Source organism: Pseudomonas syringae pv. coryli str. NCPPB 4273 (genome assembly GCF_000972175.1).
GTDB classification, from domain to species: domain Bacteria; phylum Pseudomonadota; class Gammaproteobacteria; order Pseudomonadales; family Pseudomonadaceae; genus Aquipseudomonas; species Aquipseudomonas syringae.
On record NZ_AWQP01000043.1, the window covers coordinates 48,019 to 61,648 of the forward strand.

Here is a 13,630-nt window from a genome sequence, read left to right on the forward strand (position 1 = left end):
ATGACTGATGAGCAACGTAGACCTGCAACAACTTATTCAAGCGCTGGACGCCGAAACCCGCCGTGATCTGGAAAGTTCTGCGGAGCGCTGTGTCGCCCGTGGCGGCAGCAAGATTCTGGTTGAAGATCTGTTGCTGGAGCTGCTTGAGCGTCCGCAAGGTCTGCTCTCGCGTGCCCTGCAGGATGCTGAAGTGGATGCAGGTGAATTGAGCGCCTCCCTGCAATCGCGAGTCGAGCACAGTGCTTCACGCAACCCGGTGTTTGCTCCGGAGCTGGTGCAGTGGCTGCAGGATGCCCTGCTGGTGGCCAACCTTGAATTGGGTCAGACCCAGGTCGAACAGGCTGCGCTGATCCTTGCATTGCTGCGCAACCCGATGCGCTACGCCGGTAGCCGCTATCAGCCTTTGCTGGCCAAACTGAATATTGATCGGCTGAAAGAGTTTGCTCTGTCCCAACAGGAGCAGCCTGCCAACGGCAAATCGGCCGCCCAGGGTGAATCGCTGTTGGAGCGCTTCACTCACAACCTGACCCAGCAGGCCCGCGATGGCAAGCTTGATCCGGTGCTGTGTCGCGATGGCGCGATTCGGCAGATGGTCGACATCCTGGCTCGGCGCCGCAAGAACAATCCGATTGTGGTCGGTGAAGCGGGTGTCGGTAAAACTGCCATCGTTGAAGGTCTCGCATCCCGCATTGCTGCAGGTGAAGTGCCGCAGGCGCTCAAGGGCGTTGAGCTGCTGTCGCTGGACATGGGCCTTCTGCAGGCCGGTGCCAGCGTCAAGGGTGAGTTCGAGCGTCGTCTCAAAGGTGTGATCGACGAGGTCAAAGCGTCGCCGAAGCCGATCATTCTGTTCATCGACGAAGCCCATACGCTGATCGGTGCTGGCGGCAACGCCGGTGGCTCCGATGCAGCCAACCTGCTCAAGCCGGCGCTGGCGCGTGGCGAGCTGCGCACCATCGCGGCCACGACCTGGGCGGAGTACAAAAAGTATTTCGAGAAAGACCCGGCACTGGCCCGTCGTTTCCAGCCTGTTCAATTGCATGAACCGACCGTCAGCGAAGCCGTCACGATCCTGCGCGGCCTGGCACAGGTCTATGAGAAAAGCCATGGCATCTACCTGCGCGATGACGCCGTAGTCGCCGCTGCCGAGTTGTCTGCACGTTATCTCGCTGGCCGCCAGCTGCCTGACAAAGCCGTCGATGTCCTCGATACGGCGTGTGCGCGAGTGCGTATCAGCCTGGCTGCCGCGCCGGAGAGCCTTGAGCGTCTGCGTGGCGAGCTGGCTGAAGGTGGTCGCCAGCGTCAGGCACTGCGTCGCGACGCCGAAGCCGGTCTGCTGATTGATCACGAGGCGTTGGAAGCGCTGGAAGCGCGCCTGAAAGCTGCCGAAGAAGAAAGGGCTGTGCTGGAAGCGTTGTGGCTCGAACAGAAAACACTGGCCGAACGCTTGCTGGAACTGCGTCAGCAACTGGCCAAGGCGCGTGAAGCAGAAGCTGCCGAGCCAGTCATTGAAATCGCAGAGGACGACGAGGGCACGGTCATCGAAGCCGTTGCGCTCGATGAGACGCAAAGCGTAGAGGCGCTGACCGCAGCCCTGAACGAGGCACATGTCTCCTTGGTCGCACTGCAGGTCAAGGAGCGACTTGTGAGCTTCGAGGTCTGCCCGCGTCTTGTGGCTGAGGTGATCAGCGCCTGGACCGGTGTCCCGTTGGCGCAACTGGCTCGTGAGCACAACGCCAAGGTTGCCAGTTTTGCCAAGGACCTTCGTATTCGCATCCGTGGTCAAGAGCAGGCCGTTCACGCCCTTGATCGCTCCATGCGCGCCACTGCCGCTGGCTTGAACAAGCCCGATGCGCCGGTTGGCGTGTTTCTGCTGGTGGGGCCGAGCGGCGTTGGCAAGACTGAAACGGCACTGGCGCTCGCCGATCTGTTGTACGGCGGTGATCGTTTTATCACCACCATCAATATGTCCGAGTTTCAGGAGAAGCATACCGTTTCGCGCCTGATCGGTGCGCCGCCAGGTTACGTCGGTTATGGCGAAGGCGGCATGCTCACCGAAGCCGTGCGTCAGAAGCCGTACTCGGTCGTGCTGCTTGATGAAGTCGAGAAAGCCGACCCGGATGTGCTCAACCTGTTCTATCAGATCTTCGACAAGGGGGTGGCCAACGACGGCGAGGGACGCGAGATCGACTTCCGCAATACGCTGATTCTGATGACATCTAACCTCGGCAGCGACCAGATCAGCGCACTGTGCGAAGACGGCGCGCGGCCAACCGCCGAAGTGCTTGAGGAGACCATCCGCCCAGTCCTCAGCAAACACTTCAAGCCAGCGTTACTGGCACGTATGCGCGTAGTGCCTTACTACCCGGTCAGCGGGCCGGTGTTACGCGAGCTGATCGAAATCAAACTCGGTCGCCTGGGCGAGCGCCTCAACCGTCGTCAACTGGAGTTCACTTACTGCCAGGACCTCGTTGATCACTTGGCGCAGCGTTGCACTCAAAGCGACAGCGGTGCGCGTCTGATCGACCATCTGCTGGATCTTCATGTCCTGCCGCTGGTAGCTGACCGCCTGCTTGATGCCATGGCTAGCGGAGAAAGTCTGAAGCGTGTTCATGCCACGCTGGACAGTTCCGGCAGCGTGACATGTGAGTTCGCCTGAGGTGGGTGTGATGTTCACTCAGATGCCGCAGCCGCTGGCGTATGCCGAAGCCTTGTTGGCGCAATTCGCCGGCGTGGCGCGGGCGGTGAATGGTGCCGAATTGCTGGGGGATTTTGTACGCGGCCTTGCTGAGCTCAGCGGCTGCGAGCTGTCGCAGCTTTATCTGCTGGACGCCACTCATAAGTGTTTGAAGATGAGAGCCGAGTGTCTGGACGGGATGCTGCAACCAAGGGAAGCGGCAAGCCTGCCGGTGGATTACAACGGCGAACAGTTGTTGCAATTTGCCCTTTGTCAGAATCGTGTGGTTTGCCTTGGCGAACTGGGCAGCAGCCTGCACGAAACCAGTTTTCTGCCGACGCAAAGTACGCCGTGGCAGTCGCTGCTGTGTGTCCCGGTCGTCAACCATCAGCAAGCTGTCGAAGGCCTGTTGTTATGCGCAAGTCGCCGACATGTCGATCTGCAGGGTTTTGCTGATTCCCTTGGTCAGTTCGGCTCGTTCGTACTGGGTCAACTCAACCTGCTGCAACGCTTGCATAAGCCTGTGGATGAGGTACGACCGGCAGTGCTCAGTACGCCAAGCGTCAGCGGATACGGTTTGATCGGAAAAAGCGCAAGCATGCGTCAGACCTACACGATGATCAGCAAGGTGCTGCACAGCCCGTACACGGTATTGCTGCGGGGAGAGACCGGCACCGGCAAGGAAGTGGTTGCCCGGGCTATTCACGACTTCGGGCCGCGTCGCTCTCAGCCTTTCATTGTTCAGAACTGTGCGGCATTTCCAGAGCACTTACTTGAAAGCGAGCTTTTCGGCTATCGCAAAGGCGCCTTTACAGGTGCTGACAGTGATCGTACCGGGCTGTTCGAGGCTGCCAATGGCGGCACGCTGTTGCTCGACGAAATCGGCGACATTCCCATGCCGCTGCAAGCCAAGCTGCTGCGCGTGCTGCAAGAGGGCGAGATTCGCCCATTGGGTTGCAACGATACGCGCAAGATCGACGTGCGCATTCTTGCAGCAACGCATCGTGACCTGTCGGCGATGGTCAGCGAAGGCAAATTCCGCGAGGACTTGTATTACCGTCTTGCGCAATTTCCTATTGAGCTGCCTGCCCTGCGCAATCGAGAGGGTGACATTCTCGACCTGGCGCGGCACTTCGTCGACAAGACGTGTGCGTTCTTGCAACGGAGCCCGTTGCGCTGGTCGGACGCAGCTCTTGATCTCCTGTCCGGTTATACGTTTCCCGGCAATGTGCGCGAACTCAAAGGCCTGGTCGAGCGTGCTGTTCTGCTGTGCGAGGGCAGCGAGTTGCTGGCGGAGCATTTCTCACTGCGCCCGGCAGTCATGGCTGAAGGCAGCAGCCCCAATCTGCGCGAGCGGCTGGAGCAGGTAGAGCGCAGCCTGTTGCTCGATTGCCTGCGCAAGAACGACGGCAACCAGACTCTTTCCGCGCGTGAACTCGGTCTGCCTAGACGCACGCTGCTTTACCGTTTGGGGCGCCTGAATATCAACCTGGGTGACTTCAATGGTTAGGCAAAAGCACTTGTTTTCACCTTATTCGCTTCTGACAGCGTTTCCCGAAAGGGGCGGCGCTTTTTACTCACTTCTGGAGACCATCTGATGTCTGTTCGTCACTGGCAAGCCGTCCTGCTCACTGTTGTCGTTTTATGCGGCGTCGGGGGCTGCAGCGGCAACTACAAATTCAACGACAACACTTATCGCCCATTGGGTGATCCGCAGGCGGTCAACCGCGGCAAGTGACCGCAAGGAGCATCATCATGGAACTGGTTTTCGAAATGCTGAACACCAAGCAATTCGTACCCACTGACTTGTGCCAAAAGACCTTCAAGCAGGCTGGCGGCGTGATCGGCAGAGGGGACGATTGCGACTGGATAATCCCGGACCGCAAGCGGCACCTGTCCAATCATCACGCGCTGATCAGCTATCGCGACGGCTCGTTTTTCCTGACCGATACCAGCAGCAATGGTATTCAGGACAGCACGAACGGCACGCGCCTGCGCAAGGGTGAAGCGACACGCATCGAGCATGGCAGTGAATACACTCTGGGCGATTTTGAGATTCGTGCCCGACTGGTACGCGACCCGGCGGCTTTTGACGTAGAAGTCGGCCGCCCGCAGGCTGCAGGCAGCATCATTCCGGACGACGCGTTTCTCGATCTCGATCCGCTGAATGCCCTTGATCAGCAAGAGCGCGTTTACTCGGAAATCGAAGAACTGATCTCACCGAGTATCGCCGTTGATGATGGCAAACAGCGTGCAGACTATGCACGTATCGATATGGAAAGCCTGCTGGTGCCGGAACTGGTCGAGGTTCCAAAAGAACCTGCACCTGCGCCACCGCCACCACCGGTTGAGCGTCAGAGCGACGGCTTCTGGGAAAAATTCGGTGCAGCGCTGGGCGTAGATCTCAAAGGGCTCGATCACGATGCTAAAGAAGCGTTGGCCTTGAATGCAGCTCGCTTGCTCAAGCAAAGCGTCGGCGGTTTACAGCAGAGCCTGCGCACTCGCAGCGAACTCAAAAACGAACTACGTCTTGCGCAGACCATCGTGCAAGGTACGCAGAAAAACCCGTTGAAGTTTGCCGTCGATGCCGGTGAGGCGCTGGACATTCTGTTGCACGCCAACAAGCCAGGGCAGTTGCCGGCCGAGCAGGCGATCTCCCGTGCATTCCGTGATTTGCAGGCTCACCAGGTCGCCTTGCTGACCGCCAGCCGTGCAGCTGTTCGAGGCACCCTCGAGCACTTCTCGCCGCAACAGCTCATGCTGCGTTTCGAGCGCGATAACAAGCCGCTAATCGCCACTTCCGGCAGCCGCTGGAGAGCTTACGGGCGTTATCACCAAGCGCTGCGCCAGGATACCGATTGGAGCGAGCGCCTTCTGACCCGGGATTTCGCTCAGGCCTACGAAGAGCAGATTCGTTTGATTTCCACACTCCACACTGACCACCAAGGATGATGCGCATGTCTCGCCGCTCGACTGCTTTCTTTAACATGCTGGCTGCGCTCACCGCCGTGTTGGTGCTGGCCGGCTGCTCTGCGTTGTCGCCTTACTCAAACGTCACCAAGCTCAACCTGAAGCTGACCGCCAGCGACCAGGTGAACCCGGACCTCAACGGTCGCCCGTCACCCGTTGTTGTGCGCCTGTTCGAGCTCAAGCACCCGGTAGCGTTTGAAAACGCAGATTTCTTCAGCTTGTATGAGCGCGCAAAAGAATCTCTGGCCCCGGACATGGTTGCGTCTGAAGAGCTGGAACTGCGTCCGGGTGAAACCGTCGAGCTCAAGCTCAGCCTGCAGGAAGGCAGCCGTTACGTCGGCGTTCTTGCAGCCTATCGGGACCTGCCGGACAGCAGATGGCGCTACACGCTGCAGGTAACACCGGTAGGTATCACTGATGCTGACCTGACTCTCGATCAGAACGGCATTCGTAACACTCATGAACCGCTCGCCAAGGCAGATGACTGACCATGAAATCCCATAAAGTCATTTGGCAGGAAGGCATGTTGCTGCGTCCGCAGCACTTCCAGCACAACGATCGCTACTACGATCACCAGATGAAAACCCGTACCCAGCTATTGGGGAGCTACACGTGGGGTTTTCTGAGTCTGGACATCGACCTGCAGTTTCTCAATATGGGCAAACTGGTGATCAGCCATGCTTCGGGAATCCTTCCGGACGGCAGCCTGTTCGAGTTGGGGGGCAACACTGAGCCGCTGGCGCTCGATGTGCCGCCCAATACCGGTAATACACCGATCTATCTCGCGCTGCCGCTGGTCACGGGTAACCACATCGAGTCGCGTCGTCCCGAGCAATCCGACGTGCTGGCGCGCTATACCGCCTACGAGGCAGAGGTGTCCGACTCCAACGCTGGCGATGACTCATCGAGTCAGGTCAGCTGTGGTCGTCCCGACTTCAAACTGTTGCTTGGCCAGCAGCAAAGCGATCAGGCTTACGTGAAGCTGAAGGTCTGTGAAGTGCTCGACACGACGCCGGATGGTGTGATCAGCCTTGATCCCGATTTTGTACCGACTTACCTCCAGGCTCACGCTTCCAGCTACCTGCTGTCTTGCCTCAAGGAAGTCATCAGCATGCTCAGCCACCGGGGCGACACCATCGCTGACCGGATCCGCTCCAACGGTAAAGTAGGTGGTGCCGAAGTCGGCGACTTCATGATGCTGCAACTGATCAACCGTACCGAGTTGCTGCTGCGTCACTACCTGGACCTCGAGCAGGTGCACCCTGAAGAGTTGTATCGCACGCTGCTGACCATGCTTGGCGATCTGGCGACGTTTTCGAGCGATAGCAAGAGACCGCGTCTGGACAGCCGCTACCAGCACAGCGATCAGGGGGCCAGCTTCCGCAAGCTGATGGAGGCGATCCGTCAGGTGCTGTCGATGGTGCTGGAACAGCACGCCATCGAACTGGTTCTGCAGGCGCGTCAGTACGGCATCATCGTATCGCCGCTGCATGATCACAAGCTGTTGGGATCGGCGTCGTTCGTTCTGGCAGCCAGCGCAAATTGCGACTCCGAGGAGCTGCGTCACCGTTTGCCAGCGCACCTCAAGGTCGGTCCTGTGGAGCGTATCCGCCAACTGGTCAACCTTCATCTGCCTGGTATCAAGGTCAAGCCATTACCAGTGGCCCCGCGGCAGATCGCGTTCCATTCCAACAAAACCTATTTCATCCTCGAACTCAGTTCCGAAGATCTGGCGCAACTCGAGCGCTCCGGCGGCTTCGCGTTCCATGTGTCCGGCGAATTTGCCGAGCTTGAACTGAAATTCTGGGCTATCAGGAACTGACCGACATGAGTAAGGATACGAATTACAACCAGGACGATAAAACCGTCCTGCTCGATCGCCAGGGCCACGGCCCCGCGGCGAGCCCGCTGACGGACTTTGCTGCTCCGCCACGGTTCGAGCAACTGGAAGAGCGCATGATTTACGCGGCACGCCTGCGCCCGGCCGAGGCCTTCAACATCAGCCTCAATTCGCTGGTTGCGGCTGGCTCCGACCTGCTGTCGGAAGTGGTACGCCTCAAGCATAGCGACACGCGTGAAGACCTCTATGCGCTCAACGAGCGTCTGACTGCAGGTCTGAAGCTGTTTGAAGTCCGCGCGTTGCACAACGGTGCTGAAAGCAGCCAGGTGATGGCCGCCCGTTACGTGTTGTGCACGGTGGTGGACGAGGCGGTGGTGACCACCCCGTGGGGTAACGAAAGCGAGTGGTCGCAGATGAGCCTGCTCAGCAGCTTCCACAATGAAACCTTCGGTGGTGAAAAGTTTTTTCAGCTGCTTGATCGGCTGTCGAAAAACCCGGTCAAGCACCTGCCGATGCTGGAATTGATGTACCTGTGTCTGTCGCTCGGCTTCGAGGGCAAGTACCGGGTGCAGGCGCGCGGCATGCTCGAGCTTGAAGGTATCCGTGATGCGCTGTATCGCCAGATTCGTCAATTGCGCGGTGATGTGCCACGTGAACTGTCACCCCATTGGGAAGGCTTGAACAATCGACGTCGCAGCTTGGTGCGCATCGTGCCTGCCTGGATGGTGGTGTTGTTTACCCTGGTCTGTCTGGCAGTGATGTATTTCGGCTTCGCCTGGGTACTGGGCGATCAACGCGAAACCATCTTACAACCATATCAGCCGTTTGATCCGGCGGCGGTCCAGCCGCAGTCGCAGCCGTAAACAGGGACGCATGATGAAAAACTTCTTCAAGAAAGTCGGCGCATTCCTGCGCAAGACATGGGTCTGGACGCTGCTGCTGGTGCTGTTTGTTGCGCTGTTGGTGTGGTTCGCCGGGCCGCTGCTGGCGGTAGATGATTACAAGTTCTGGGAAAGCTCCACATCGCGACTGCTGACCATCAGCGTGCTGTTCCTGATCTGGGGCCTGACGATGGTTTTCGTCAGTTGGCGCGCGGGTGTTCGCAAGAAAGCCATCGAAGACAGCGAAGACGGCCAGGATCGCATTCGCCGTGAAGAGCAGATCGACGAAGAGCAGAAGGAACTGAAAACGCGCTTCAAGGCTGCGTTGAAAACGCTGAAAACCTCGAGCCTTTATCGCGGCCGTAGTGAACGCTGGCGCAGCGACTTGCCTTGGTACCTGCTGATAGGTCCGCAAGGCAGTGGCAAAACCAGCCTGCTGGATTTCTCGGGCCTTGAGTTTCCGATCAACAAGATTGAACGCAAACTGACACGGGACACTCTGGGCACCCGTCATTGTGACTGGTACTTCGCCGATCACGGCGTGCTTATCGACACCGCTGGCCGCTACCTGACCCAGCCTGACGCCGAAGTCGACGGCAGTGCCTGGAACACCTTGCTGGAACTGCTGCGCAAGCGTCGCCGCAATCGTCCGCTTAACGGTGTACTGGTGACCATTCCGGTCGAAACCCTGCTGAACGACAGTGAACAGAACCTTGAAACACTCGCTCGTCAGGTGCGTGCGCGCTTGCAGGACGTGCATCAGAAACTGCACGTCGATGTGCCCATCTATCTGGTCCTGAGCAAGGCCGACCGTTTATTGGGTTTTGAAGAGTTCTTCGATCAACTGACGCGTGAAGAAAGCGATCAGGTCCTCGGCACGAGCTTCCGCAAAGAGCAGATGGGTACTGATGTGGCGGTGTTGCGCACCGAGTTCGAAGAGCTGCTGCGTCGCCTGAACAGTCAGGTGATCATGCGCATGCATCAAGAGCGTGACACGCAGCGTCGTGGTCGAATTCTCGACTTCCCGCATCGACTCGGGCAGATCGGCGAGCGCCTGTGCCTGTTTGTCGATCTGGCATTTACCGGTAACCGCTACCAGCGTGTCAGTCAGTTGCGCGGCTTTTACCTGACCAGTGCGCCACATCTGACAGAGGAAATGGACGCTACTACGGCTGGCATCGGCGCCAATCTGGGTATGAATGCCGGAGTGTTGCCTACCCTGCGCAGCGGCCGATCACGATTTATCCACCATCTGCTCAGCCGGGTCATCTTTCCGGAAGCCGATCTTGCGGGACTGGACAAGCGTGAGCGCAGTCGCATCCATTGGGGCCAACGTGCGTTGTACGTGGGCGCGCTGGCAGCGTTGGCGCTGTTCGGCGTACTGTGGGCTGGCGGTTTTTCGGCTAACTATTCACGTCTGGAAAACCTGCGCAGTCTGGCTCAGACCTGGACTCAGCAACGTTCGGCGCTGAGCGCTCGCGATGACTCCATGGCGGTGCTCAAAACGCTCGACACCAGTTACGCAGCCACTCAAGTCTTCCCGGAAAAAGGTGACGTGAGTTATCACGAACGTGGCGGTCTGTATCAAGGCGAAGACGTCAATCCGGTGGTCAGGGTCGCTTACGAACGTGAGCTTCACGACCAGTTGCTGCCCCGTGTTGCAAACTTGCTGGAAAGCCAGATCCGCGCCAACACCAAGGATCGCGACCGCCTGCTCAACAGCCTGCGTGCGTACCTGATGCTGAACATGACGGATCGCCGCGACGCTCAGTGGCTCAAGGATTGGGTCGCTGCCGAATGGTCCCAGCGCTATACCGGCAACACTGCGGTACAGAACGGCTTGAACACCCATTTTGATCGTTTGTTGAAGCAGCCATTCAGCTACCCGCTGAATGATCCGCTGGTGGCTCAGGCGCGTCAGATTCTGCGCAGCGAATCCCTTGCGACCGTGGTTTACCGCATGCTGCGCGAGCAGGCCCGCAATCTGCCGGAATACACTTTGGGCCAGCACCTTGGCCCTCAGGGTGCGCTGTTTGTCGGTACCGATTACACGATCCCCGGCTTCTACACCCAACAGGGCTACCAGCAGTATTTCTCGGTTCAGGGCACCAAACTGGTCACTGACATCCTGAGCGATAACTGGGTTCTGGGTGAAGGTGCCGGTCTCAGCACGATGGACTTGCGCCGCCTGATGGTTGAACTGGAGCAGCTGTACTTCCGCGACTACGCCAACTATTGGGGTGAAGCGATAGGCGAGGTTCAACTGCCAGCAATCAATGACTTCGGCGAAGGCGCCGAGCAGTTGGCCGGCCTGACGTCAGCCAACTCCCCGGTCATCCAGTTGCTCATAGAGGTGCGTGAAAATACTCGCTTCCCGGTGGTTGCCGATTCAGCAGAAGAAGCTGCCGATGCAGCAGGGCAACTGACAGAGAATGGTGGCAAGCTTGGCAAACTGGCAGTTGCTGCAGCAGGCAAGGCATCGGATGCATTGGCGAAAAAACTGCCGGATACCGCGAGGAAGTCTCTGCAAAGTCGCTTCGAGCCGTTGCACCGCTTGCTGGATGACAACAACGGACCGACTGCCGACCTGACGCCTGCCCTGGCCGCTCTCAATGAGCTGCAACTGCAGATGGCGAGCCTTGCACGTTCCAGCTCGCCGGATCAGGCCGCCTTCGAAATGGCCAAAAGCCGAATGGGTGGCCAGCGCGATGCGTTGAGCAATCTGCGCACGGCGTCCGGCCGTTTGCCGCGTCCGGTAGGCGTGTGGTTCAACGTTCTGGCTGAAGACACCTGGCGCCTGGTGCTGGGCGATTCCTATCAGTACCTTAACCAGCGCTATCAGAGCGAGCTGTACAGCTTCTATGGCAAGGCGATCAGCAAGCGCTATCCCTTCGACGCGCACAGCGCCAGCGACGTGGCAATCAGTGACTTCCGTGAGTTCTTCAAGGCTCAGGGCATTGCCGATCGCTTCTTCGATAACTACATGCGTCCGTTCGTGAGTGGCGATGCAGGCAACTATCGCATGCGCAGCGTCGATGGCTACAGCCTGCCGGTTTCCAAGGTCTATCTCGACCAGATGGCCGCGGCACTGGTGATCCGCCAGAGCTTCTTCGCCGACAACCCGGCCGAGCCGCAGGTGCAGTTCAAGCTGGAGCCTTACACCCTTGACCCGTCTGTCAGTCGCTCCGAGTTCAAGTTTGGCGACAAGACCATTGAATACCGTCACGGTCCGATCGTACCGGTGTCCTTCAAATGGCCTACAGATGCGGAAGACGGTCGCACCAGTCTGGTACTCGACAGAATGGTGGGTCGTCCGCTGGGGCTTGAGAAGAATACCGGTCCATGGTCGCTGTTCCGTCTGTTCGACCTGATGCAGACCGAATACCTGACCGGGCGCGACGTGTTGGTGCTCAAGGCTGACGTGGGTGGTTTGCGCGCCAACTACCTGTTGACCAGCCAGCGTACGCCGAACCCGTTTGACATGGGCGCACTGCGCACCTTCCGTATGCCGGGGCAGCTTTGATGCTGGCCAGCCCTTGGCGCAGCGCTGCGCGCACCGATGCCGGCAAGGTACGGGCGCGTAACGAAGATGCTTTTCTGGATTCCCCGCAGCATGGGCTGTGGGTGGTCGCGGATGGCATGGGCGGTCATCAGGGTGGCGATGTTGCCAGTCAGTTGATCGTCGCCAGCCTGGCGGAACTGCCTGTGCAGGAAGGCTTTGACGAACGCCTCAAGGGCATTCGTCAATGTCTGCACTGGCTCAACCGCCGTCTGGGTCAGGAATTGACAGTCACCGCGGGTCGCCATGACAGCATCATGGGCAGCACGGTAGTGGCGCTGATGGTTGAGGGCAATCGCGCCGCCTGTATCTGGGCGGGCGATAGCCGTTGTTACTTATGGCGCGGACAGCGTCTGTACCAGCTGTCCAAAGACCACTCGCTGCAACAGCAACTGATCGACGAGGAGAAAATGAGCGTCGAACAGGCCAGAGCTCATCCTTCCGCGCACGCCTTGACGCGCGCGGTCGGTGCGGCAGAACAGTTGACCCTGGATGTATTGGAGCTTGAGGTATATCCCGGCGACGCATTTTTGCTGTGCAGCGATGGCCTGTATCAGGGACTTGGCAGCGATGCACTCGGTAGCGCCTTGAGCCTGACCGCGCCACAGGTGGCGCTGGAGCGCTTGTTCGATGGCGCCTTGCGTGGTTCTGCGCGAGACAATCTGACGGCCGTGGTGATCCGCAAATGACTGAACTCATGCGCCCGAACGACGACCTGCCGGTGAGCGAAGAGCAGGACAGCAACCTGACCTACTTCGCGTTTGCCAAATCACACAAGGCCGAATCTGTGCTGGCGCCGACCAAGGCCAGTATCGGTGAGATGCCCGACGTGCTGGCAGGTCGTTATCGTATCGAGCGACTACTCGGTGCCGGTGGCATGGGCGCGGTCTACCGGGCCAAGGACTTGCTGAGCGAACAGTTCGGCGAGCCTGATCCTTATGTTGCGCTGAAAATTCTCAGCGAAGAATTTGCCGAGTCGCCGGATGCAAGCGCCTTGCTTTACAGCGAGTTCGCCCTGACCCGACGCCTTCGTCACAACAACGTGCTGCGCTTGCACACGTTCGAAGTGGACACTAACTGCCAGCGGGCCTTCATCACCATGGAGCTCATGCGTGGGTTGACCTTGGACAAACTGCTATGCGAACGGCCTTTGGGCCTGCCGTGGAAAGAATTGCGTGACATTGCACTGGCGCTGCTCGACGCACTGGCTTATGCCCATGCCCGCGGCGTGTTGCATGGCGACATGAAGCCCAGCAATGTCATGCTCAGCGAAGAAGGCGTGCGCCTGTTCGACTTTGGCCTTGGCCAGGCCGAGGAGGGCGTAATGCCGGGCCTGCCTCACCTGAGTCGCGACCGTTTCAACGCTTGGACTCCGGGCTATGCAGCCCCGGAATTGCTGGAAGGCCAGGCACTTTCAGCCAGCGCCGATGTGTATGGCGTTGCCTGTGTGATTTTTGAACTGTCGGGAGGCAAGCACCCGTTTCGCCGCTTGCCGTCGACCCAGGCGCGTGACGAGCGTCTTGAGCGTGAGTTGAAGGCACCCAGGAATTTACCGAAACACTGCTGGCCCGCTTTGCGGTCGGCACTGACATTCGATGCACAGGATCGCAAGATCACTGCCAAACAACTGCGTGACGCTTTCGCCGCCACCTCGTCCAGGCTGCAACGCTTGATACCTTGGTGTAACGGATGACGACCGAACAGGG

10 protein-coding genes are annotated in these 13,630 nt (G+C 58.9%); all 10 read left to right on the forward strand.

All coding sequences use genetic code 11. The features are described from left to right. Positions 1-7 precede the first annotated feature (7 nt). The 10 genes from tssH to P406_RS18115 all read left to right on the forward strand — a co-directional run bounded on the left by tssH (position 8) and on the right by P406_RS18115 (position 13,617). Entirely contained in the window at positions 8-2,656 is a 2,649-nt protein-coding gene (gene tssH, locus P406_RS18070) for a type VI secretion system ATPase TssH (protein WP_046236924.1), read from the forward strand. A gap of 10 nt (positions 2,657-2,666) precedes the next feature. After that, complete coding sequence (locus tag P406_RS18075; protein ID WP_046236925.1) at positions 2,667-4,184, forward strand: sigma-54 interaction domain-containing protein; 1,518 nt, start codon at positions 2,667-2,669, stop codon at positions 4,182-4,184. 87 nt (positions 4,185-4,271) lie between these two features. Continuing rightward, positions 4,272-4,412 (forward strand): hypothetical protein, encoded by a 141-nt coding sequence (locus P406_RS18080; RefSeq protein ID WP_017702037.1) that lies wholly within the window; start codon positions 4,272-4,274, stop codon positions 4,410-4,412. 17 nt (positions 4,413-4,429) lie between these two features. Next, on the forward strand, positions 4,430-5,626 hold the full coding sequence (tagH, locus tag P406_RS18085; RefSeq protein ID WP_003413677.1) for a type VI secretion system-associated FHA domain protein TagH: 1,197 nt from the start codon (positions 4,430-4,432) through the stop codon (positions 5,624-5,626). A 5-nt stretch (positions 5,627-5,631) separates the two neighbouring features. After that, positions 5,632-6,132 carry a type VI secretion system lipoprotein TssJ gene (gene tssJ / locus P406_RS18090; RefSeq protein ID WP_003413673.1) on the forward strand — a complete coding sequence of 167 codons (501 nt, stop codon included), beginning with the start codon at positions 5,632-5,634 and terminating at the stop codon, positions 6,130-6,132. A gap of 2 nt (positions 6,133-6,134) precedes the next feature. Continuing rightward, positions 6,135-7,466, forward strand: coding sequence for a type VI secretion system baseplate subunit TssK (gene tssK, locus P406_RS18095; protein WP_024652737.1), 1,332 nt, complete (start codon positions 6,135-6,137; stop codon positions 7,464-7,466). Between the two features lie 5 nt (positions 7,467-7,471). Continuing rightward, a complete protein-coding gene (icmH, locus tag P406_RS18100; RefSeq protein WP_003413671.1) occupies positions 7,472-8,347 on the forward strand; it encodes a type IVB secretion system protein IcmH/DotU in 876 nt (291 codons plus the stop codon). A 13-nt stretch (positions 8,348-8,360) separates the two neighbouring features. Beyond that, the gene (tssM, locus tag P406_RS18105) at positions 8,361-11,888 is read left to right on the forward strand and encodes a type VI secretion system membrane subunit TssM (protein WP_046236926.1); all 3,528 of its coding nucleotides are present in this window, start codon (positions 8,361-8,363) and stop codon (positions 11,886-11,888) included. Beyond that, positions 11,888-12,613: a PP2C family protein-serine/threonine phosphatase gene (locus tag P406_RS18110; protein WP_003413669.1), complete on the forward strand. Its 726-nt coding sequence runs from the start codon at positions 11,888-11,890 to the stop codon at positions 12,611-12,613. The genes tssM and P406_RS18110 overlap by 1 nt, the downstream gene beginning before the upstream one ends. Next, a complete protein-coding gene (locus P406_RS18115; RefSeq protein ID WP_046236927.1) occupies positions 12,610-13,617 on the forward strand; it encodes a serine/threonine-protein kinase in 1,008 nt (335 codons plus the stop codon). Before P406_RS18110 ends, P406_RS18115 begins: the two co-directional genes overlap by 4 nt. Positions 13,618-13,630 lie beyond the last annotated feature (13 nt).

Excerpts from the sequence above, each read along its gene's own strand:
- tssH (WP_046236924.1), top strand. The coding sequence starts at position 8 with ATGAGCAACGTAGACCTGCAACAACTTATTCAAGCGCTGGACGCCGAA.
- P406_RS18075 (WP_046236925.1), top strand. The coding sequence starts at position 2,667 with ATGTTCACTCAGATGCCGCAGCCGCTGGCGTATGCCGAAGCCTTGTTG.
- P406_RS18080 (WP_017702037.1), top strand. The coding sequence starts at position 4,272 with ATGTCTGTTCGTCACTGGCAAGCCGTCCTGCTCACTGTTGTCGTTTTA.
- tagH (WP_003413677.1), top strand. The coding sequence starts at position 4,430 with ATGGAACTGGTTTTCGAAATGCTGAACACCAAGCAATTCGTACCCACT.
- tssJ (WP_003413673.1), top strand. The coding sequence starts at position 5,632 with ATGTCTCGCCGCTCGACTGCTTTCTTTAACATGCTGGCTGCGCTCACC.
- tssK (WP_024652737.1), top strand. The coding sequence starts at position 6,135 with ATGAAATCCCATAAAGTCATTTGGCAGGAAGGCATGTTGCTGCGTCCG.
- icmH (WP_003413671.1), top strand. The coding sequence starts at position 7,472 with ATGAGTAAGGATACGAATTACAACCAGGACGATAAAACCGTCCTGCTC.
- tssM (WP_046236926.1), top strand. The coding sequence starts at position 8,361 with ATGAAAAACTTCTTCAAGAAAGTCGGCGCATTCCTGCGCAAGACATGG.
- P406_RS18110 (WP_003413669.1), top strand. The coding sequence starts at position 11,888 with ATGCTGGCCAGCCCTTGGCGCAGCGCTGCGCGCACCGATGCCGGCAAG.
- P406_RS18115 (WP_046236927.1), top strand. The coding sequence starts at position 12,610 with ATGACTGAACTCATGCGCCCGAACGACGACCTGCCGGTGAGCGAAGAG.